The 20,523-nt window shown below is 60.7% G+C and carries 20 protein-coding genes; 7 read left to right on the plus strand and 13 right to left on the minus strand.

What is annotated here, in order from left to right; all coding sequences use genetic code 11:
* Nucleotides 1–23: 23 nt before the first annotated feature.
* Genes QM647_RS03400 through QM647_RS03410 form a run of 3 tightly spaced genes read right to left on the minus strand, consistent with a single transcriptional unit; the run spans nt 24 to nt 3,267 of the window.
* Complete coding sequence (locus tag QM647_RS03400) at nt 24–1,220, minus strand: hypothetical protein (RefSeq protein WP_414994062.1); 1,197 nt, start codon at nt 1,218–1,220, stop codon at nt 24–26.
* On the minus strand, nt 1,217–2,389 hold the full coding sequence (locus tag QM647_RS03405) for a hypothetical protein (protein ID WP_414994063.1): 1,173 nt from the start codon (nt 2,387–2,389) through the stop codon (nt 1,217–1,219). Before QM647_RS03405 ends, QM647_RS03400 begins: the two co-directional genes overlap by 4 nt.
* On the minus strand, nt 2,386–3,267 hold the full coding sequence (locus tag QM647_RS03410) for a response regulator (protein ID WP_414994064.1): 882 nt from the start codon (nt 3,265–3,267) through the stop codon (nt 2,386–2,388). The genes QM647_RS03405 and QM647_RS03410 overlap by 4 nt, the downstream gene beginning before the upstream one ends.
* Before the next feature lie 204 nt (nt 3,268–3,471).
* Between QM647_RS03410 and QM647_RS03415 the strand changes: the two genes are divergently transcribed.
* From QM647_RS03415 to QM647_RS03430, 4 genes are all read left to right on the plus strand, one after another.
* On the plus strand, nt 3,472–3,822 hold the full coding sequence (locus QM647_RS03415) for a Tat pathway signal protein (RefSeq protein ID WP_414994065.1): 351 nt from the start codon (nt 3,472–3,474) through the stop codon (nt 3,820–3,822).
* Nucleotides 3,823–3,932: 110 nt separating this feature from the next.
* On the plus strand, nt 3,933–4,292 hold the full coding sequence (locus QM647_RS03420; protein WP_414994066.1) for a phasin: 360 nt from the start codon (nt 3,933–3,935) through the stop codon (nt 4,290–4,292).
* A gap of 4 nt (nt 4,293–4,296) precedes the next feature.
* Nucleotides 4,297–5,091 carry a 3-hydroxybutyrate dehydrogenase gene (locus QM647_RS03425; protein WP_414994067.1) on the plus strand — a complete coding sequence of 265 codons (795 nt, stop codon included), beginning with the start codon at nt 4,297–4,299 and terminating at the stop codon, nt 5,089–5,091.
* A gap of 165 nt (nt 5,092–5,256) precedes the next feature.
* On the plus strand, nt 5,257–5,475 hold the full coding sequence (locus QM647_RS03430) for a hypothetical protein (protein WP_414994068.1): 219 nt from the start codon (nt 5,257–5,259) through the stop codon (nt 5,473–5,475).
* A 98-nt stretch (nt 5,476–5,573) separates the two neighbouring features.
* Here the strand turns inward: QM647_RS03430 and QM647_RS03435 are convergent, their stop codons facing one another.
* The 6 genes from QM647_RS03435 to QM647_RS03460 all read right to left on the minus strand — a co-directional run bounded on the left by QM647_RS03435 (nt 5,574) and on the right by QM647_RS03460 (nt 13,369).
* Complete coding sequence (locus QM647_RS03435; protein ID WP_414994069.1) at nt 5,574–7,445, minus strand: ABCB family ABC transporter ATP-binding protein/permease; 1,872 nt, start codon at nt 7,443–7,445, stop codon at nt 5,574–5,576.
* Nucleotides 7,446–7,545: 100 nt separating this feature from the next.
* The gene (locus QM647_RS03440; RefSeq protein ID WP_414994070.1) at nt 7,546–8,223 is read right to left on the minus strand and encodes a DsbA family oxidoreductase; all 678 of its coding nucleotides are present in this window, start codon (nt 8,221–8,223) and stop codon (nt 7,546–7,548) included.
* A gap of 143 nt (nt 8,224–8,366) precedes the next feature.
* Complete coding sequence (locus tag QM647_RS03445) at nt 8,367–10,259, minus strand: sodium:solute symporter family protein (protein ID WP_414994071.1); 1,893 nt, start codon at nt 10,257–10,259, stop codon at nt 8,367–8,369.
* A gap of 23 nt (nt 10,260–10,282) precedes the next feature.
* Nucleotides 10,283–11,446, minus strand: a complete 1,164-nt coding sequence (locus QM647_RS03450) for an AGE family epimerase/isomerase (protein WP_414994072.1) — start codon at nt 11,444–11,446, stop codon at nt 10,283–10,285.
* A complete protein-coding gene (locus tag QM647_RS03455; protein WP_414994073.1) occupies nt 11,443–12,618 on the minus strand; it encodes a glycosidase in 1,176 nt (391 codons plus the stop codon). The genes QM647_RS03450 and QM647_RS03455 overlap by 4 nt, the downstream gene beginning before the upstream one ends.
* A gap of 91 nt (nt 12,619–12,709) precedes the next feature.
* Complete coding sequence (locus QM647_RS03460; RefSeq protein ID WP_414994074.1) at nt 12,710–13,369, minus strand: DNA-3-methyladenine glycosylase I; 660 nt, start codon at nt 13,367–13,369, stop codon at nt 12,710–12,712.
* A gap of 103 nt (nt 13,370–13,472) precedes the next feature.
* Between QM647_RS03460 and QM647_RS03465 the strand changes: the two genes are divergently transcribed.
* The 3 genes from QM647_RS03465 to QM647_RS03475 all read left to right on the plus strand — a co-directional run bounded on the left by QM647_RS03465 (nt 13,473) and on the right by QM647_RS03475 (nt 16,325).
* Nucleotides 13,473–13,886 carry a MerC domain-containing protein gene (locus QM647_RS03465; RefSeq protein WP_414994075.1) on the plus strand — a complete coding sequence of 138 codons (414 nt, stop codon included), beginning with the start codon at nt 13,473–13,475 and terminating at the stop codon, nt 13,884–13,886.
* A gap of 85 nt (nt 13,887–13,971) precedes the next feature.
* Entirely contained in the window at nt 13,972–14,286 is a 315-nt protein-coding gene (locus QM647_RS03470; protein WP_414994076.1) for a Dabb family protein, read from the plus strand.
* A gap of 56 nt (nt 14,287–14,342) precedes the next feature.
* The gene (locus QM647_RS03475; protein WP_414994077.1) at nt 14,343–16,325 is read left to right on the plus strand and encodes an ArnT family glycosyltransferase; all 1,983 of its coding nucleotides are present in this window, start codon (nt 14,343–14,345) and stop codon (nt 16,323–16,325) included.
* Between the two features lie 231 nt (nt 16,326–16,556).
* Here QM647_RS03475 and pstB read toward each other — a convergent pair whose 3' ends face one another.
* The 4 genes from pstB to pstS form a co-directional block, all read right to left on the minus strand.
* Nucleotides 16,557–17,369 (minus strand): phosphate ABC transporter ATP-binding protein PstB, encoded by an 813-nt coding sequence (gene pstB / locus QM647_RS03480; protein WP_414994078.1) that lies wholly within the window; start codon nt 17,367–17,369, stop codon nt 16,557–16,559.
* Between the two features lie 30 nt (nt 17,370–17,399).
* Nucleotides 17,400–18,257 (minus strand): phosphate ABC transporter permease PstA, encoded by an 858-nt coding sequence (pstA, locus tag QM647_RS03485; protein ID WP_414994079.1) that lies wholly within the window; start codon nt 18,255–18,257, stop codon nt 17,400–17,402.
* Between the two features lie 11 nt (nt 18,258–18,268).
* Nucleotides 18,269–19,255: a phosphate ABC transporter permease subunit PstC gene (gene pstC / locus QM647_RS03490; protein WP_414994080.1), complete on the minus strand. Its 987-nt coding sequence runs from the start codon at nt 19,253–19,255 to the stop codon at nt 18,269–18,271.
* 123 nt (nt 19,256–19,378) lie between these two features.
* Nucleotides 19,379–20,434 carry a phosphate ABC transporter substrate-binding protein PstS gene (gene pstS, locus QM647_RS03495; protein ID WP_414994081.1) on the minus strand — a complete coding sequence of 352 codons (1,056 nt, stop codon included), beginning with the start codon at nt 20,432–20,434 and terminating at the stop codon, nt 19,379–19,381.
* Between the last annotated feature and the right edge of the window lie 89 nt (nt 20,435–20,523).

The raw sequence follows: 20,523 nt of genomic DNA on the forward strand, positions 1-20,523 counted from the left end.
CCTGCACAGTGGGGAGGAGAAATTTACGCTCTCTGGCGCAGCGGGTCTTTCTTGATATTGTTGAACAGGCTGGCTTCGAAATCGACCAGCATGTCGGCAAACTCGATATCCTGCAGCGGCTTGGCGCCCTTGCGATTCAGGCGCGCCATGCGGTACTTCCAGAACGACGAGATGTGGTTGAGAATACCGATCTTGTGACCCAGCTCAAGAAAGAGTTCCGAGCCGAACAGCAGGAACTGGCGGAAGGGCTCCGGATCGCGGCGCACGGCCAGGGCATGATAGACCTGATCGTAGTGATCGAGCGTATCGCGCGCATCGCTGATAATCTCGACCACCGCCTTGGCGATGCGCGGTCGCGCCTTCTTCAGATAGGTGCGCAGGGATTCGTCGTATGAGCCGGAGGTGCGGTAGCCACCAAGGCCGCCCAGCACATCGCGCAGGCCGCTTTGCAGCTCGGCATGACACCATTTGTAATAGAGGAAGCCGCGCCAGCACATGATGCCTTCCTGGAATTCCTCGTCCGACATGCGCAGGGTCATCTGCAACGGCGCCAGGGTCTGGCTGAGATTGTCCGACAGGATCTTGTTACCCAACTTCGTGGCGCCCTTGCTGTTCTTGCCCTGGCCCAGGGCCACATTAACGAGGTTCTCGATCTCGCGTGCCGTGAAGGCGGTCATGGCCTTCAGGTCATGGGCTGAAATCTGGAAATAGACGCCCGAGGGATGACTGCCCGCCTTGTCGAGATGCTCGCGCAGCAGGAAGGGATCGAGCGACGGCAGGTCGTCAATGGTGCGCAACAGTTTGGCGTCATGGTTCTTGCCCAGGTCCTCGATGCCGAGATAGCTGCGCATCAGGGTTTCATACTGAGCCTGGCGCACGAAGAACGACCGGCCGCCCAGGCGCAGGTCATACGGATCGTAAGGCAGGATGATCTTGGTGACGGTGCGACGACCGTTCGGGAACAGGTCGCGCTCGTCAAGCCGCAGGGTGTGCTTCAGGATCAGGGCGCGATTGAGGGCCGAATGCTCGAACATCGGCTTGGCCTTGTAGTCCTCGTTATCCTTGTAGGCGGTATAGATTCGGGCAAGGTTCAGCACCCGGCACGACGACCACGTCCGGTTCAGGTTGGCGAGATTGCGGATTTCACGCGTCGAGGTGAAGTCGCTTTCCGCCGCCACCCGCGACAGGTTGTCGGTAAAGGCCAGGCTGGTGCCGATCATCCGAAGGCGCGCTCCTCTTCCGGATCGATCGTGACGACCGACAGCGAGTCCTCGAAATCGAGCAGTATATCGGCATATTCGACCGGCGACAGACGCTGGCTGGTCATCGAATGGCCCATGCGATAGCCCCAGAAGGAGGCGATGTGGCTAAGGATGCCGATGCTTTCGCCCAGCTCGAAGAAGAGGCCCGGCCCCTCCATCAGGAAGCGGCGGAACGGTGCGGGGTCCTGCCCCTGAACCAGGGCATTATAGGCGTCGTCATAGATATTGAGCGTGCGGCCGACCGCGGCGGTGGCATTGATGATGCGGCGCGCCAGGCGCGGACGCACCTCTTTCAGGTAATCGCGCGTGCCGTCATCCCAGGCGCCAAGCGGCTGGTAGGTCGACAGGCCGTCCAGCACCTTGCGCATCTCTTCCTGCAGCTCGATATGGCGCCACTTGAAATAGAGGAAACCGCGCCATGAGAAGATACCGTCCGAGAACTCCTCGTCCGACATGCGCAGGGTCGATTTCAGTGGCCACAGCTCCTTGTCCAGCTCATCGGACAGGATCTTGCCAGCCAGCTTGATGGCCGCGCCGCCACTCATCTGGTTGGAGAAGGCCGTCCGCACCAGGCGCTCGATTTCCTCATTGGCGAAACCGATCATGCGCTGGATATCGTAGGGCGAAATCTTCAGATAGCAGGCCCCTGGCCGGAAACCGTGGCGCGCCAGATGCTCGCGCACCAGAAAGGGATCGAGCGACGGCAGGTGGTCGAGCAGGCGCAGCACCTGCACATCGAGATTGGCGTTGATATCGTCGTTGAAGTAGGCGCGACAGAAGGCATCGAAGCCGATCTGGTTGATCAGGATCGAGCGGCCGCCCAGCTTCAGGTCCGTGGCGTCGAAGGGTAGGATGATCTTGGTGGCCGTGCGACGCGGACGGCTGAACAGCTCGCGCTCATTAGGACGCAGGGTATGCTTGACCAGGATCGCCTTGTTCATCTGCGAATCGCGGAAAAATGGCTTGAGCTGGTACTCTTTGTCGCGCGACGAGCTCATGAAGATGGCAGCGAGATTGAGCACGCGACTGGTCGAGGCCGTCTCGCCGAGATTGGCCAGGCTGCGCACGTCGCGGTTCGACAGGGTATTGACCGCGCTGCGGCCGTCGAGGGAGGCAAGGGCGTTCATATGGCATACCTGCGGCTGGTGCGGCGCTTGGTGACGAGCGCATTGAGATGACGGACGATGTTCAGCGCCTCATCCGGGTCGGCATAGGGTACTTCGTTGAGACGGATCAGGGCATCGAGATGCACCGTCACCACCTCCGGCTCGGCCAGGCTGCCGAACAGGCTCATATACTGATTTAGCGACTGGCTGGCCTGTTCGACCAGGCTCAGGCGGAATTCGTGCGCGTCGGTCTGCGTCTGCATAAGGCGCAGGACCACCTCATTGACCGCCACTATATCCACCTCGCCGCCCATGAAACCGCGCAACGCGCCGAGATCGGCATTGAGCGGCGATTGCGCATCCCTGTCCTCTGCCCGACGCTGCGGGCCGGTATGCGGCACACGCCGCCGCCGGCGGTCCGGCCCGGTGAAGCTTTCATGCGCCACGAAGCGGCGCTTGCGAACCAGGGCTGAGGCAATGGCGCGCAACAAGGCGGAGGTGGAAAACGGCTTGATGACGAATTCATTGACGCCGGCATTGCGTGCCGAGGTGACATCATATTCGCGCTGGCGCGCAGTGAGCATGACCACGGGAATGGCCGGATTGGGGAAGCGTGGATCGGGCGTCAGGGCTGATTGGCGGATCAGGGTGACCAGCTCCAGGCCTGACATCCCCGGCAGCCCCCAATCCATCAGCAGCAAATCCGGCGCCTGGGCCTGGAGGTGCTCGATCGCTTCCTCGGCATCACGTGCAAAGCTGAGATTGGTGAATCCGGCCGCGCGCAGCAGCTCCATCACCAGCCGACGCGAGGCGTCATTGTCCTCGACGATCAGCAGGCTGATCGCCGCGCAATCGACCTTTCGCAACAGGCGCTGGGTCTGTGAATGCTGCATGTTCATGGGTTGTGAGATATGTCCGTAGCCCGCCATCAGTTCACAGAATACCGCAAACCCCTTAATCTGAGGTTTCCTAAATCATTGAAATTATGGTTACTTTTTTGTTTATGATAAATAAACCGGGTCTTAACGCTGATCGTCTATGCTGACGGCATGATCCGCAGACAGTTCCTCCTACGCGCCGCGCTTGCGATAACCGGCAGCCTCATGGCTTCACCCGCCCTGGCCTCCGAGCCGAAGAAGAAGGGCGGCGGCGAGGGCTATACCCAGTTCAAGACGATCAATGTCTTTACTGCCGCCAGCCGCCGCAGGCATGGCACGATGAGCGTCGACATGGGGCTTTACAGCGACGATCCGAAGCTGGTGGATCAGATCAAGATCTTCCAGCCCCGCCTGCAGGATGCCTATCTATCGCGCCTGCAGGCCTATGCCGGCACGCTCAACTCGACCTCGGTGGTCGATACCGACTTTATCGCCATGCAACTGCAGAGCGCCACGGATTCCATCCTCGGCCGCAAGGGCGCCAAGGTGCTGCTCGGCACCATATTGTTGAACTGATCATTCGCGCTGCCTCGCGGTTGTTTGCATTTGCGCCCGGATGCGAAACCCGCCATAGTTTTGCGGTATTCGGCTGAGAATATACCGCATCTACTGAGGAGTAAGCGCAAATGACCACGCCCTCGCCCTTCGAGAACGGCCTGCGCCTGATGGCCGACCAACAGCAGCGCGCCGCGCGCAGCCTGATCAACCTGATCGAAATGATCAGCACTACCTCGCACCGCTATGCCGAAGATACCGCCGCCTTCACCCAGGAAGCCATTGGCCTCATGAACGAAGCGTCGACGAAGCACGACGCCGCCAGTATGGCCGACTTGCAGAAGCGCTGGGCCGCCACCTGTCTGAAATACGGCCAGGACCAGACCAAGGCCACCATGACCTTTGTCGAACAATGCGGCAAGCAGGCGCTCAATGTCGCCTCGCATGCACAAACCCCCTCCCCCAAACCTCAAGAAAAATCCAAGGAATAGCCTCATGTCCACAGCCTCCCTTGCCGGCAAAACAGCGCTCATCACAGGTTCCACCAGCGGTATCGGGCTGGCGATAGCGAAGGGGCTGGCAGCGCAGGGGGCGAAGATCATGCTCAACGGTTTCGGTGATGCCGCCGAGATCGAAAAGGTGCGCGCCGACCTGGCTGCCGAGCACGGCGTCGAGGTGCGGTTCAATGGTGCCGACCTGACCAAGGCCGACCAGATCGAGGCGCTCTACAAGGAAATAGACGCCACGCTCGGCGGGGTCGATATCCTGGTTAATAATGCCGGCATCCAGTTCGTGTCGCCGATCGAGGACTTCCCGCCGGAAAAATGGGACGCCATCATCGGCCTCAACCTGACCTCCAGCTTCCACACCACACGCCTGGCCTTCCCCGGCATGAAGGCGAAAAAGTGGGGTCGCATCGTCAATATCGCTTCCGCCCATGCGCTGGTGGCCTCGCCGTTCAAGTCGGCCTATGTCGCCGCCAAGCACGGCCTGCTCGGCTTCACCAAGACCATCGCGCTCGAAGGCGCCACCTTCGGTATCACCGCCAATGCCATCTGCCCCGGCTATGTCCACACCCCGCTGGTCGACAAGCAGATCCCGGACACCATGAAGGCGCGCAACATGACGCGTGAACAGGTGATCAAGGACGTCATTCTGGCCGCCCAGCCGACCGGCGAATTTGTGACCGTGGAAGACATCACCGCCCTGGCCGTCTTCCTGTGCTCCGACGCCGGCAAGGCGATCAATGGCGCCCCCCTCAGCATCGATGGCGGCTGGGTGGCGCAATAAAAGAGACAGTCGCAGAGAGCACAGCCCCTTCGCCCGATCCTCAAGGCGTTTTGAGGCCCTGACCAGACTTATGAGATTTTTATGGAATTCGCCCTGCCGCCACAGCGCTTCCATATTCTGCGTTCGCCATAGTCCTTCACGTCTTGGTGAGAAGGAATCACAAACATGCGCAATACGTTCAAAATCATCGCCGCCGCCGCTGTTGCCGCCGGCTGCCTGACGGTCGCTGCCTGCTCGAAGCCGGCCGACACGACCACCACCACCGAAACCTCGACCGAGGTCACCTCGCCGGCCGTTGACGCCATGGCGCCGATGTCGGAAGCCCCGGCTTCGGACGCCGCCGTCTCCACGACGACCACGACGACGACTACCTCGTCGATGTAATCCACTTTTCCAGTCGGTTCCCTGGGCCTGGAAAAGTCAAAAAAAGCCTCTCGCATCACATGATGCGAGAGGCTTTTTTATTGGGGATTCGGCCGGGGCTACTCGACTTCCGCGACCACCTTGGCCAATGTCTCGCGGGCGGCATCGGCGGCGCGCTGACGTTCCCACATCGAATGATAGATACCGTTCAGCTTCATCAGGTCGGAATGTTTGCCGCGCTCGGCCACCACGCCATCCTTGAGCACCAGAATCTCGTCGGCGCCGACCACGGTGGACAGGCGGTGGGCAATGACCAGAGTGGTGCGGTTCTTCGAGACATCGTCAAGCGAGGCCTGGATTTCGCGCTCGGTATGGGTATCGAGCGCCGAAGTCGCCTCATCGAGGATCAGGATCGGCGGCGCCTTCAGCAGAGTACGGGCAATGGCCACGCGCTGCTTTTCACCGCCCGAAAGCTTCAGGCCGCGCTCACCGACCTCGGTATCGTAACCCTTGGGCAGGGTGGCGATAAAGTCGGCGATCTGGGCAGCCTCAGCGGCATCCTCGATTTCCGCGCGCGAGGCGCCATAGCGGCCATAGCCGATATTGTACCCCACCGTGTCGTTGAACAGCACCGTATCCTGCGGCACCATGCCGATGGCGCGACGCAAAGAGGCCTGGCTGATCTCGCGAATATCCTGGCCGTCGATCTCGATCGAACCGCCCTTCACATCGTAGAAGCGGAACAGCAGGCGCGACAGGGTCGACTTGCCGGCGCCCGAAGGGCCGACCACGGCGACCGTCTTGCCGGCCGGAATTTCGAATGACACACCTTTCAGGATGGCGCGGTCGGGATCGTAGGAGAACACCACATCCTTGAAGGCCACCTTGCCGTCGCTGACCACGAGATCAAGCGCATCGGCCTTGTCGGTGACTTCCTGCGGCTCATCCAGCAGCTTGAACATGGCTTCCATGTCGATCAGGCCGGTCGAAATTTCGCGATAGAGCGTGCCGATAAAGTTCAGCGGAATGGAAAGCTGCATCATGTAGGCATTGACCATGACCAGGTGCCCCAGGGTCTTGGTGCCGTGCATGACTTCCAGCACCGACATCACCATCACCGCCAGCATGCCGATGCCGAAGATCACTGTCTGGCCGATATTGAGCCAGGCCAGCGAGGTATAGGTCTTGATCGCCGCCTTTTCGTACTGCGCCGTGGCGCGGTCATAGCGGGCGGACTCGTGGTCCTCATTGCCGAAATACTTGACCGTCTCGAAGTTCAGCAGGGAATCGACCGCCTTCGACATCGAATCCGAGTCGGCCTCATTCATGTCTTTGCGGATCGAGATGCGCCAGTTCGAGGCCACGATCGAGAACCAGACATAGACAACGACCGTGACCGCCACGACGGCGACATAGATCAGATCGAACTGGAAGGCGATGATCGCTGCGGTCAGCACAAATTCGACAATGGTGGGGATACCGACCATCATGGTCAGGCGGATAATGGTTTCGATCCCCGCCTTACCGCGCTCGATAACGCGTGACAGGCCGCCGGTGCGGCGCTGGAGGTGGAAGCGCAGGGAGAGATTATGCAGGTGGACGAAGGCGCGATTGGCCAGGCCGCGCACGGCGTGCTGGCCCACCGCCGCGAACATGGCATCGCGGATATTGTTGAACACGTTGAACAGGATGCGTACCAGGCCATAGGCCGCCACCATGACCAGCGGCATGCCAATGATCAGGGTCCACCAGTCGGGATGGGCCAGTTGCGGCGCATGGACGGTCAGGGCGTTGGTCGCCCATTTGAAGGTCAGCGGCGTAAAGGCTGTCAGCACCTTGCCGACCAGCATGGCCAGCAGCGCCCACATCACCTGAATCTTCAGGTCGGCGCGATCGGACGGCCAGAGATAGGGCTTGAGAAAGGCGATCGTCTCCGATGCCTTGGCTTTTGGCTTCGGCATCGGGGTATTTTGCAAACTGGGAGAACTCATCAGGCGGTCGCTTTCGACTGGCTCGGACTATATGGGGAGGTTTTATCGGCCCTATATAGGCCGCGCCTTCCCTTTCGCCAATTGAGTCGCCAGATTTATTTTATGCGGGATCGCAGCCATCTATGCCGCAGGCATCGCCTTCAACAACCGGGTTTTTGAGGGCTTCCGCCTCGGCGGCCCTGAGCGTCTGCAGGAAGGCGGCCACCGGCTGGGCGCCCGAAACGGCATATTTGCCATCGACCACCACGAAGGGCACGCCGCGGACACCATAGGCCTGTGCCTGGCGCTGGTCGAGCGCGATGGACATGTCGATATCGGAGGAGCTGAAAGCCGCGTCGATATCCGCCGCTGACAGACCGATGTTACTGCCGATGTCATGCAACACGGCGCGGTCAAAGATATTGCGGCCATCGGTGAAATAGGCACGATAAAGCTGATCGACCGCCTCGGCCTGCTTGCCATGCCCCTGCGCCAAGGCGATCAGGCGGTGGGCATCGGTGGTATCGCCGGCCAGGGTGCCATCGAGATGAAATTCCAGCCCGGCCTGCGCGGCGCGCGCCGTGACCTGCGCCTGGTTGGCGGTCACCTGCTGCGGCGCCATGCCGTATTTCTGCTGCAACATCCGGTCGGTCGGGATCACCGCTTGACCGGGCGACAGACGAAAGGCCCGGTGCGTGATATCGGCCGCGCCGCCCCACTCCTTAAGCGCGGTTTCCAGCTCCGCCTTGCCGATATAGCAGAACGGACAGATGACATCGGACCAGATTTCGATTTTCACAGCGGGGCTCCTGAATAGGTTCCACTGTATGTAATCCGGTTACAGTTCGATGCAAGGGAAGTGAGGCAAGAAACCCCACCACCACATCTCAACCTTCGGCTTTATGCGGTCCCTCTCCTCACCAAGGTGGTGGGGTATCTTCTTTAAGCCGGCTCGTCGCGCATCTTGTCCCACCAGGTGAACTTCATCACCACCGAACACAGCACCACGAGCCCCAGGGCCAGCCAGAACCGTTCCATTTCGCGGATGATCAGGAAGATGGCCGAGGCGGTAATCGCCGTCTGCCACACCACGCCCGTCAGCGAGTTGAACATGTCGCGCCAGAAGTCACGATTGGGTTGGGCCTCTGGTTCATCAGCGCGCAGGGCGTCCAGAACCGGCCGCCAGAAACCCCACGGCCGGGTCTTTTTGTAGAACAGCTTGAGCGCGGTCATATCGGTCGGTTTGGTCACGTAAGACCCAAGTACCGCCGCCGCCAGACAGGCCAGCAGCAGCCACGGAAACGCCGCCAGCGCATTGATCGCCTGACCGGTGACCGGGTCTTTCCACACCGCCATCCACATGGCCACGGCCACGCCCAGCGCCATGGAGGCCGCATAGCCCGTGCCGTTCAGCCGCCACCAGTACCACTTGATGACGTTGGCGACCGTGTATCCGCCATAGAGCCCCGTGGTGATCCAGGCGACAATGCCGTCGATCGAGGTCAGTTGCCAGCCGATCAGCGCGCCGAGCACGGCGAAGGTCAGGGAGGTGGCGTAGCTCAACTGCACCAGACGCTTTTGTGGCGCATCGGGGCGGATATATTTGCGATAGATATCATTGACCACATAGGCCGGCGCCGCATTGAGCGAGGCCGAATAGGTGGCCATGAAGGCCGACAGCATCCCCGCCAGAGCCAGCCCCATCAGGCCCGGCGGCATATAGTTGCGGATCACCCACGGCAGGATAGAATCGATGTCGCCGCTGAAAGCGTGACCGGAAGCCGCAGCCGCTGCCTGCATTTCCGTCCATTTCGGACCGATGAAACACAGGGCCAGAACCGCCATGCCGGCGATCATCAGATAGCGCGGGAACAGCAGCACCACATTGACGAAGCCGGATATCTTGGCGGCTTCGGTGGGCGACTTGGCGGACAGCAGACGCTGCATGTCATAGTTCGGCGCCGGCCCAGACATGGCCTTGAGCACGCCCTGGAAGGTCATCAGAATGAAGAAGATGCCAAAGGCCGAATAGCCTTCCTTGGAAATCACCGAGACCGCTGTATCCGCCACCACCTTCTGGTCGGGCGCCACGGTACGCGCCATGCCGGCCCAGTCCAGATTCAGCTGCCAGCCGAAGCCGATATCGCCCCAGCCTTTTGGCACCAGGGCATGGATCATCTCCGGCGTCACCAGCGACATGGCGATCCAGGCGATGGCGATGCACACTACCAGTTTGATAAAGAACTGGAGGATCTCGGTCATCACCACTGAATACATGCCGCCCTTCACCGAATAGACTGTGGTCAGGGCCACGACGATCAGGCCGTAGATCTTGTCGTTGATCATCGGGTCGGCGGAGAACTTGTAGGGGATAAACTCCGCCGCCAGTTTGCCGATACCGAGGAAGCCGAAGGCCAGCATCCCCACCACCATGATCAGGGCGTAGACGACATTGATCAGGTGAGAGGCGCGCGCGCCGACATCTTCGCCGAAACGGAAGCTGATCCATTCGGCGCCGGTCAGCTTGCCGGAGCGCCGCAGCCAGATAGCGAGGAAGGCCATCAGAAAGACCTGATTGAACACCGGCCACAGCCACGGAATGAACACCGATTTCAGCCCGTAGACGACCAGCAGGCCGACCATCCACATGGTGCCGGCGACATCGAACATGCCTGAGGCATTGGAAAGCCCCAGCACCCACCACGGCAGTTTATTCCCCGCAAGAAAATAGCTCTGGATACTGCCGGAAGACAGTTTCGCCACCCAGAAGCCGAGGCCTACGGTCAGCAAAAGATAGCCGGCGATAATGGCGAGGTCGATTGGCTGTAAGTTCATTCGCTGCCCCAGTCCCCTTGATATTATCGAAGCCGGCGATGGAGTTCAATCATCGCCCGCCCGTTATGATACGGGCACTTCCACTGGCCCGCCTTATAGATTTTTGCCCGCCGCGCCGAGGTCGCATACCAGGTCCATTCGGTCTTGCTGCCTACGCCATACTGCGCCCGGGTATAGTCCCAGATCGTTTCGGCAGCTGCCCGCCAGCCGTCCTCGCCGGTCATCTGCCAGGCATTGACAAAGCCGACCAAGGCCTCGGCCTGCTCCCACCATTCGCCATCCGGATCGAGATGGCCATCGAAGCCCTTTTCATAAGCCAGGGCGCCGGCCGCGTTCATGCCTTCGCGCCGCGCCGTTTCCGCCAGGGCCAGCACCACCGGCCGCGCCCGCGCCAGCAAGGCCTTATCACCCAAAGCTTCAGCGGCCTCCCAGATGAGCCAGCTGGCCTCGATATCATGGCCGTAGGAAACCGAGCGCGTCAGGTCGCGCCACGCCATATCGAAGAACAGCCGCAGATGGCCGTCCGGCCCGGCAAAGCGATCGAGGAATACGGTCAGGATACGGCGCAGGGCCGCTTCCGTCTCGTCCGTCGGCGCCACCATATGCAGACGGCCATAGGCCTCCAGAACATGCAGGTGGGTGTTCATCGTCTTGGGCGCATCGAGGTCCTTGTCGGACAGGCGCTGATCGGCCGGCGGAGTCCAGTTGCGATCCAGCGCCTCGATATAGCCGCCGTGTGCCACGTCCCAGTATCTGGCTTCGATCAGGGCCTGCAGGTCGCACGCGAAGGCGAGTGCGGCCGCATCGCCGGTGGCGTGATGATATTCGGCAAAGGCATAGACCGCGAAGGCCTGGGCATAGGCCTGCTTGCGTGTGTCTTCGGGCCGGCCATCCGCCGTCAGTAACCAATAGAGGCCGCCCTGCTCAGAATCATAAAAATGGGCGTGAATATAGTCTGCCGCGCGTTGTGCCAGCCCGGCCGCGCGCACATCGCCCGACCAGCCGGCCATGGCGCTGAAAAACCACAGCAGGCGGGTATTGAGGATAATGCTTTTCGACGCCGCCGGCACCGGCCGGTCATCGCCATCGACCTCGCCGTAAAAGCCACCGCGATCATCGACCAGATGGCGCGCCCACCAGTCGAGCAGACGCAGGCCTTCCGCGCGGGCTTCTTCACGCAGGCTCATTTGGCCGCCAAATAGGCTTCATTGCGCTCTATCAGGTCGATGCGCTGCTGCACGCAGGCCGCCGAGGTCAGCGGATCGGCGGGCGTATGTTTGCAGTAATCGATGAGCTGCGCCACGGTCGAGGTCGCCACATGCAGGCGCGTATCCGACGAGGCGTAATAGATGAACACCTGGCCATCCGCATCGGCGATCCAGCCGTTCGAGAAGGTGACATTCGACACATCGCCGACCCGCTCCTCGCCCTGCGGCGCGATGAAATGCCCGCCTGGCGCATGGATGATCCGCCACGGTTCTTTGAGCGCTGTCATGAACATGTAGAGGGTATAGCGCAAGCCCGCCGCCGTATTGCGCACACCATGGGCCAGATGCAGCCAGCCTTCCGGCGTTTTGATCGGCGCCGGTCCCTGGCCGTTCTTGATTTCCTTGATGGTGTGATAGGCCTTGTTATCGACGATAACTTCCTTGTCGATCACCGCCCTGGTGATCTCATCGCATAGGCCCCAGCCGATACCACCGCCGGAACCGACCGAGATAAAGCCATCCTGCGGGCGGGTATAGAAGGCGTATTTGCCGTTAACAAACTCTGGATGCAGCACCACATTGCGCTGCTGTCCGGAGTGGGTAATCAGGTCCGGCAGGCGCTCCCAGGCAACCAGATCTTTCGTGCGGGCAATGCCGCATTGCGCTGTCGCCGCCGACAGGTCATCTGGCAAGCTCAGATCCTTGCGTTCGGTGCAGAAGAGGCCATAGATCCAGCCGTCTTCATGCTGCGTCAAACGCATATCATAGACATTGGTGTCAGGGTCTTCTGTCTGCGGCAGCACCACGGGCTTCGGCCAGAAACGGAATCCATCGACGCCGTTGGTGCTTTCAGCGATGGCGAAGAACGACTTGCGGTCATCGCCCTCAACACGGACGACGACCACATATTTACCCTGCCACTTCATTGCCCCGGCATTGAAGGTGGCATTGATGCCCATCCGCTCCATCATGAAGGGGTTGGTCTGCGGGTTGAAATCGTAGCGCCATTTCAGCGGCACATGGGCGGCGGTGATGACCGGATACTGCCAGCGCTGATACACTCCATTGGAACGGGGTTGCGGGGCATTGGCCTCCGCAAGCAGGGCCTCATGTTCGGCGCGCAGGTCCGCCAGCCGCTGTTGCGCATTCATGCTGATACTCTCCCAATGTCCGTGTGGTCCGGATTGGCGCAATAACTAAAATTGATTTATTAAATACGCAAGGTCTTATTTTGGTATCTGCTTAATCCACCGACCAGGCGAGAATCTGACTAATCTGGGTCAGGCCGCAATCCGACTCCTCACGCCAGCCATCGATGACCTTCTGCAGCTCAGCCAGCGCCTTTTTCGACGTCGGCTCGCCCTCGATCACACCCCAGTGGTTCAGGGCCCTGATCACGGTCGGGGTCAGGATCAGGGCATCGAGGCCCATGCGCCGCATCATGCGCTGCCCCGTGACACCGCCGAGACGCGAGCCGCGCGCCTTCAGTTCCAGGCACAGTTCGAAATAGCGTTCCGGCGGCCATGAGGCAAACCAGGCGCTGGCCGAGCCATGAGTCTTGCCGATATCGGAAATGAAGCGGGCATTATCCCCCACCGATCTGATCTTCTGGGCATTGGCGACCAGACCCGGTGTCTTCAGCAGGTGGTCGAGATCGTCATCCGACATGAAGACCCAGCGGGTGATATCGAAACCCTGGAAGGCCGTTTCGAACTGCGGCCAGCGCTTGTCAATCAGATCCCAGTTGAACCCGGCTTCGAAAATGCAACGCGCCATCTGCGACAACCAGCGGTCATCCGGAATGGCAACCAACGTCTTTTCGGGCAAGGGATTCAGCAATAATGGCGTCAGTTCGCCCTTGCGCTCCGCGGCTCGTTTTTCGATCCCGGCAAATGCGATCACCTGCCCCTCCTGATAATTTATTTCGTAACCGGCCTTGCAAAAAGTTACAATATAACATATCTGCAGGTCACGGCGTTTCCGCCGGCCTACGGTACCACTGACCATGCCCGACCTGAAGAAAAAATGGCTCGATATTGCCTCGCTGGCGCTTTCCGCCCTGTGCGTGGTGCATTGCCTGGCCCTGCCCTTCCTGGTCGTGCTGTTGCCGGCCCTGACGCCCTTTACCGGCAGCTGGGTCCACGCCGCCCTGGTGCTGACGGCCGCGCCGATCAGTCTGTGGGCCATCCGTGCCTCGCATGTCTGGCGCAAGTGGCAGATTTCCCTGCCTATCGTTGCAGGCCTGATCCTGCTGGCGGCCGCGGCCTTTATCCCCGCGCTTAACGACATCGAGGTGGCGATGAGCGTCATCGGCGCCCTGCTGATCGCCGCCGGCCACACCTGCAACTACCTCTATCATCGCCCCGCTCACGTCCATGACCGCACCTGCGGCCATGCCGAGGGATTTACCGGGGAATAACGCCCTGCGGCAAATCGGCCCTTGACGGATAGGCCTCACGGTTTAAGGGAACGGGATCGTTCGATTTGTTACGAAAAGTTCCCCTATGATCCGTCACATCGTTATGTTTTCCAGCCCGAATGAAGCGGATCGCGAAGCCATCTATCGCGGCCTCTCCGTCCTGACTCAGATCGAACACGCTGCCGTGCTGGAAATCGCCTTCAACGAAAAGATCGACCAGATTGCCAACGATATCGACGTGGTGGTCTATGGTGAATTCGCCACGATCGAAGACTTCCGCGCCTATAAGGCCCACCCGCTTTACGAAGAATCCATCCGTCGGGTGCGACACCTGCGCGATGTCCGCATGGCCGCCGACTACACCGTCTCCAATGCCACGCGTGAGCTGGTTGGGGGTTAGGGTCTTTACCCCGCTCCCCAAGGCCCGCTATAGTCACACCTGACTGGGGAGATTTTATGGCCGAATTCTACGATCTGCATGGCGAGCGTCCGCTGCTTGCACCGCAAAAGCCCTTTCTGGGCGACGACAAAAGCCTGATCCGCGCCACCTTTGTCCTGGGTGCCCTTCTGCTGGCATGGAAATTCTATGTCGCCCTGATCAGCCATGTCATCTGGGAAGAAGGCCATTTCGTCGTTTCCGGCGCCTATTTCGATCTCGGCTATCCCGATATTCCGGCCGGCTTCCCCTGGTTGGCGCGGCTGGTGATATCGATCTTCGGCTGGCACGTCCTGCCTCTGCGCATCGTATCATTAGCCATAGCCACCGCGATGCCTTTCGCCATCTATTTCATGGCCACCCCTCTGGTCAGCCATCGCAATGCCTTGTGGGCGGCGATGATCGCCCTGCTCCTGCCCCCTTTGACGCTCAATGGCACAGTCTTCTATCCCGAAGGCGCGCTGCAGGTGCTGATGGCCCTGATGCTGGGCTGTCTGATCCGGGCGATTCAGCAGGATAAGGTGAAATGGTGGGTACTGACCGGCGCCTGCGCGGCGTTAGGCCTGCTGGTCCATTTCCGTTTCCTGGCGCCTGGCCTGGCCGTCGTCGTCTTCATGCTGGCCAATGCCCAGGGCCGCAGGCTCTGGACAAAACCCGGCGTCTGGATCACCGCCGGTGTCGCCTTGCTCGGCCTCCTGCCCTCGCTGATATACAACGCGCTCAATGACTGGCCCGCCATCCAGTTCCATGTGCTGAACCGCCCGCAGTTCAAACCCGATCCCGGACGCGTCTTCAGCTATCTTGAAACCCAGTTCGCCATGGGAACGCCGGTCTTCTTCACGGCCATGGTGGTGGCGGCGAAAAACGGCCTGACCCGCGATCGCGACAAACCCGAAAGCCTGCTGGCCTGGCAGTTTGTCGTCATCCTCGTCTTCTACGGCGTGCAGACCATCTTCAACAAGAAGATCATGCCGCACTGGCCCTTCATGGCCTTTATTCCGCTGCTGCCCTTCGTACCGGATCTGCTGGAAAACTTCATGAGCCGGGCCACGACCCTGGGCCGGCGTTACCTGCGCATGGCGATCATCGCCACATCGCCGCTGATCGCGCTGGGCATAGGCATTACCGGCACCGCCTATCAGTGGGCCTTCGTCCACTCGGCGGAGCTGCCCTATACCGTACGCGAACACAATATCCTCAAGAACGAAAACTGGTCATTGTTGGAGCCTGATATCGCCGCCGCCGATGCCCGCGCCAAAGAACGCTTCGGTCCGGATATCGCCTGGGCCGCCAACAGCCATATGAGCGCTGTCCACATGGAATTCCCCGGCGCCAATGACAGTCACCGCCGCTTCTACACGCTCGACGATCCGAACGATGAGCTGACGCGCTTCGTGGTGGCGCGCCACAAGTGGGGTCTGGACATGTCCGCTCTGCTGCAAAAGCAGGCTGGCAAAGGCGTGATGCTGGCCATGCTGGAGCCGTCCTACATCTATCACGAGGCCGACAAGACGGCGATGTACACGAAGCTCTGCCAGAACTTCGAGGAGATCGAGCCGTTCCGCGCGGTTGCCCTGCCGCCCTACAAGATGGCCGTCGATTTCTATACGGCACGGGTCAGGGTGCATCCGCTGACGGATATTTCCGGCGCGCCCTGCGCCTTCTTCCCGCAGGCCTACATCGCCCATCCGGAGCGCGGCGCCTTCCTCAGCTCCAACGATACCGGCAATTATCACGGTGCGGCCGCCGATCCGAAAGGGGTCACGGCAGTGGATGTGCTGATCGATGGCGAGGTGGTGACGCGCGCCCGTTACGGTCTCGATCCGAAGGAATTCCGCGTGCCGGACCTGCTGAAATACGATCCCAACTGGCCGAAGCTGCAATATGACTTCAAGTTCCCGGAAGGCTCGCTGAAGTCGGGTGAGCACAGGCTGAGCATTCGCGTCACGCGCACGGATGGCACGACCTTCGACAGCGATGCGCGGACATTGTACGTGCATTGACGAATGGGGTTTGGGGGGGGAGAAGCGAAGGTTTGCCGCATGGCAAACCTTATGAAATCGAGACCAAATGTCTCGATTTCCGCGACGAACGCCCAGAGCCATGCGGCGGGCGGCCCAAGTCTTCTCTCGTTCAATAGAAAAACCCGGCCTTTAAGGGCCGGGTTTTTCTATTGAACAGGACAAGATTTGTGGGGTTTAGCGATGCAAGAGCCCCCCACGCCCCATAAATCATCAGCCGAAGCGGCCACCGATATAGTCACCGGTCTTGTCGACCTTCGGCTTGACAAACAGCTCTTCGGTCGGGCCAAACTCGACCATCTTCCCGAGGAACATGAAACCCGTATAGTTCGACAGACGCGCGGCCTGCTGCAGGTTGTGCGTCACGATGACGATGGTGTAGTCGCTCTTCAGCTCTTCCAGCGTGTCTTCCAGCTTGGCGGTCGAGATCGGGTCGAGCGCCGAGGCCGGTTCGTCGAGCAGCAGGATTTCCGGATTGACCGCGATGCCGCGCGCCACGCAGAGGCGCTGCTGCTGACCGCCGGAAAGACCCAGGCCGGACTTGTTGAGCTTGTCCTTCACTTCGTCCCACAGGGCCGCCTTACGCAGCGAGCTTTCCACCAGCTCATCCAGTTCCGACTTGGACTTCGAGCTGTGCAGACGCACGCCGAAAGCGACGTTGTCGTAGATCGACATCGGGAACGGTGTCGGCTTCTGGAAAACCATGCCGATACGTGCGCGCAGGGCCGTCACGTCGACATTCGAGCCGATGATGTTGTCGCCCTCGAACAGGATCTCGCCCTCGGCGCGCTGTCCCGGATAGAGGTCATAGATGCGGTTGATCGTGCGCAGCAGGGTCGACTTGCCGCAACCCGACGGACCGATCAGGGCCGTGATGGCGTTCTTCTTCACCGGCAGGTCGACGCCGAACAGCGACTGGTGCTGGCCATAGAAGAAGTTCAGCTTCTTGACCTCAAGCACGAGGCTGCCTTCGGGCGGCGGTACGATGACGCTTTTGAAGTCCGGGGAGGTCGTATCGGTTGTCATGACTGTTCTCAGTTGATGAGCAATAAGGGATTAGTGGCCGGCATTCTTGTCACGGGCGAGCCAGCGACCGAGGATATTGACACCCAGCACCGCGATGGCAACCAGGAGCGCGCCGGCCCAGGCCAGCTTGTTGAGGTCTTCGTAAGGCGTCAGCGCGAAGTTGAACATGGTGACCGGCAGGCTGGCCATGGGCTGGCTCAGGTCGCCGTTGTAGAACTGGTTGCCAAGCGCGGTGAACAGCAGCGGCGCGGTTTCACCGGAGATACGGGCGAAGCCCAGCAGGCCGCCGGTCAGGAGACCCGAACCCGCCGCCTTCCAGATGATGGAGCGGATGGTGGTGAACTGCGAGGCGCCGAGTGCCATACCGGCTTCGCGCAGGGCATTGGGCTGCAGGTTCAGGATGTCTTCCGTGGTGCGCGTCACGATCGGCGTGGCGAGGATGGCCAGGGCGATGGCGCCCGCCCAGCCGGAGAAGTGCCCCAGCGACAGGGGATTGCTCTTGAAAACCAGCAATTCGTAGACGAACAGGCCGATCAGGATGGAGGGCGCCGACAACAGCACGTCATTCAGGAAGCGGACGATGTGGCCATAGGTCGTGTCGCCACCAATTTCCGCCAGCCAGGTGCCGGCCAGGATACCGACCACGACGGCGATGATCATGCCGACACCACACATCAGGATGGAGCCGACAATGGCGTTGCGCAAGCCGCCTTCCGAGCCGGCGGCCGGCGTATCCATGGTGAAGATCTTCAGGCTCATCCCGCCGATGCCCTGTGTGAACAGCGACCACAGGATCAGGGCCAGGGCACCGAGGGCGATGGCCGTGCCGATCAGGCACAGACCGATGAAAACGTAGTTGGCGATTTTACGACGAAGCGCGCGGTCCATACGTGTCTCTCCTAGTAACGCTGAGTGGACAGGAGCCAGCGCGCAATCGCCAGCACGGTGAAGGTAATCAGGAAAAGGATCAGGCCCAGCGCCACCAGAGCTGAGGTATGCAGGTCGGAGGTGGCTTCGGCAAACTCATTGGCGATGGTCGAGGCGATGGTCGAGGACGAGTCGAACAGCGATTTCGGGAAGCGGTGCGAATTGCCGATGATGAAGGTAACCGCCATGGTCTCACCCAGCGCGCGGCCCAGACCCAGCATGATCACGCCGATCATACCCTGCTTGACGTAGGGAATGATAACCGAGGTGGTGACTTCAAACGGCGTGGCGCCGACGCCAAAGGCCGCTTCGCGCACCTGGGCCGGAATGGAGCGGAACAGTTCGCGGAACACCGAGGCCATGTAGGGCAGCACCATGATCGCCAGTATGATGGCGGCGGTGAAAAGGTTGGCGCCGTTGGGAATGCCGGCGAACAGCTTGGCCATCCAGGAGGTCGGGTCCTGCGAGGTCGCGATCATCAGCGGCATCTGGACGGTCTTGGCGAACCAGGGGGCGAAAACGAACAGGCCCCACATGCCGTAGACGATGGAGGGGATACCGGCCAGCAGCTCGACCGCGGTCGACAGGGGCTGAGCGAGATAGCGCGGACAGAACTGGGTGAGGAAGACCGCGACGCCAATCGCGATAGGCAGGGCGAACAGCAGGGCCAGGAAGGACGAGACGATCGTACCGACGATCGGCGCGGTGGCGCTGTAGACATCGGTGACCGGATTCCACGGCGTATCGATGCAGAAATGGCCGCCGTGACCGGCCGGGCAGTCCTTGAACTTCAGAAAGAATTCCAGGCCAAACTTCGAAAGCGCCGGCCAGCCGCCATAAACCAGGGAGGCGATCAGTCCGCCCAGAACCACCAGCAGCAGGGTGGCGGCGCCGAACGAGACCCAGCGAAAGATGGGATCGGTCGGATCGAAGCGTGGCGACTTGGTTTCAGCAGACATAATCTGGTCCTGGGTTCATCTTCGTGGTGCAGCTATAGGAGCTGCGAGAGTTAGACACAAGAGAAGGCGAGGTGCGACCTTTTGGGCAACCTCGCCTTCCTTGTCAGTCAGGCAGTCCTGGCCTTACTTGTTCGGCGAGTTGTAGACCGCAGCGCCGTTCGACTTGATGTTGTCAGCCCATTGCTTGCGGACCATGTTCTTCACCGTGGCCGGCAGCGGCACGTAGAAGAGGTCGTTGGCGTTGAAGTCGCCAGCCTTGTAGCCGTAATCGAAGAACTTCAGAACTTCGGCGGCCTTGGCGGCGTTGGCTTGATCCTTGTACATCAGGATGAAGGTGGCGCCGGTGATCGGCCAGGCATTGGCGCCCGGCTGGTTCAGGACCAGCAGGTAGTTGCCGGGGGCGTGAGCCCAGTCGGCGCCAGCGGTCGCGGCCTTGAAGTTGGCGGCGGTCGGCATCGGCCAGGTGGCGTCCTTCGAAGCGACCAGGGCATAGGCAATGCCGGTCTTCATGACGTAGGCGTATTCAACGTAACCGATCGAACCGCTGGTCTGGCGAACGAGGGCGGCAACGCCGTCGTTACCCTTACCACCCACGCCCGTCGGCCATTCAACGGCGTCGGAAGCGCCTACGGCTTGCTTCCAGTCAGCCGAAGCGATGCCGAGGTAAGAGGTGAACAGGAAGGTGGTGCCGGAACCGTCCGAACGGTGAACGACGGTGATCGGGGTGGCAGGCAGGTTCAGGCCGGCGTTCCACTTGGTGATGGCCGGATCATTCCACATGGTGATCTTGCCCTGGAAGATGTCGGCCAGAACGGCGCCCGGCAGCTTCAGCTTACCGGTCGGAACGCCCGGGATGTTGATGGCCGGAACCACGCCGCCGATGACGGTCGGGAACTGGTAGAGGCCGGCGGCGGCCAGTTCATCCGGGGTCAGCGGCTTGTCGGAGGCGCCGAAATCAACGGTCTTCGCCTTGATTTGCTTGATGCCGCCGCCGGAACCGATGGCTTGGTAGTTCAGCGCAACACCGGTGGTGCGCTTGTAGCCTTCAGCCCACTTGGCGTAGAGCGGGGCCGGGAAGGTGGCGCCGGCGCCCGAGATGGAATCGGCGGCCATCGCGGCGGTGCCGACCGAAGCGGTCATCACGGCAGCAGCCAGGGCCACTTTCAGAAACTTGAACATGCGTATCTCCTTGGGAAGGGATGTGTGCGGGCTGTTCAGATGCTCTATCGTCTTTTTACGACAGTTTTGTTACAGCCAGCGGAATTTAA

The sequence above is a fragment of the Asticcacaulis sp. genome, from assembly GCF_047605585.1.
Lineage (GTDB): Bacteria > Pseudomonadota > Alphaproteobacteria > Caulobacterales > Caulobacteraceae > Asticcacaulis.

Bases quoted from the DNA above. Each gene is read 5' to 3' on its own strand.
- QM647_RS03400 (WP_414994062.1), bottom strand. From the start codon at position 1,220: ATGATCGGCACCAGCCTGGCCTTTACCGACAACCTGTCGCGGGTGGCG.
- QM647_RS03405 (WP_414994063.1), bottom strand. From the start codon at position 2,389: ATGAACGCCCTTGCCTCCCTCGACGGCCGCAGCGCGGTCAATACCCTG.
- QM647_RS03410 (WP_414994064.1), bottom strand. From the start codon at position 3,267: ATGAACATGCAGCATTCACAGACCCAGCGCCTGTTGCGAAAGGTCGAT.
- QM647_RS03415 (WP_414994065.1), top strand. From the start codon at position 3,472: ATGGCTTCACCCGCCCTGGCCTCCGAGCCGAAGAAGAAGGGCGGCGGC.
- QM647_RS03420 (WP_414994066.1), top strand. From the start codon at position 3,933: ATGACCACGCCCTCGCCCTTCGAGAACGGCCTGCGCCTGATGGCCGAC.
- QM647_RS03425 (WP_414994067.1), top strand. From the start codon at position 4,297: ATGTCCACAGCCTCCCTTGCCGGCAAAACAGCGCTCATCACAGGTTCC.
- QM647_RS03430 (WP_414994068.1), top strand. From the start codon at position 5,257: ATGCGCAATACGTTCAAAATCATCGCCGCCGCCGCTGTTGCCGCCGGC.
- QM647_RS03435 (WP_414994069.1), bottom strand. From the start codon at position 7,445: ATGAGTTCTCCCAGTTTGCAAAATACCCCGATGCCGAAGCCAAAAGCC.
- QM647_RS03445 (WP_414994071.1), bottom strand. From the start codon at position 10,259: ATGAACTTACAGCCAATCGACCTCGCCATTATCGCCGGCTATCTTTTG.
- QM647_RS03450 (WP_414994072.1), bottom strand. From the start codon at position 11,446: ATGAGCCTGCGTGAAGAAGCCCGCGCGGAAGGCCTGCGTCTGCTCGAC.
- QM647_RS03455 (WP_414994073.1), bottom strand. From the start codon at position 12,618: ATGAATGCGCAACAGCGGCTGGCGGACCTGCGCGCCGAACATGAGGCC.
- QM647_RS03465 (WP_414994075.1), top strand. From the start codon at position 13,473: ATGCCCGACCTGAAGAAAAAATGGCTCGATATTGCCTCGCTGGCGCTT.
- QM647_RS03470 (WP_414994076.1), top strand. From the start codon at position 13,972: ATGATCCGTCACATCGTTATGTTTTCCAGCCCGAATGAAGCGGATCGC.
- QM647_RS03475 (WP_414994077.1), top strand. From the start codon at position 14,343: ATGGCCGAATTCTACGATCTGCATGGCGAGCGTCCGCTGCTTGCACCG.
- pstB (WP_414994078.1), bottom strand. From the start codon at position 17,369: ATGACAACCGATACGACCTCCCCGGACTTCAAAAGCGTCATCGTACCG.
- pstA (WP_414994079.1), bottom strand. From the start codon at position 18,257: ATGGACCGCGCGCTTCGTCGTAAAATCGCCAACTACGTTTTCATCGGT.
- pstC (WP_414994080.1), bottom strand. From the start codon at position 19,255: ATGTCTGCTGAAACCAAGTCGCCACGCTTCGATCCGACCGATCCCATC.
- pstS (WP_414994081.1), bottom strand. From the start codon at position 20,434: ATGTTCAAGTTTCTGAAAGTGGCCCTGGCTGCTGCCGTGATGACCGCT.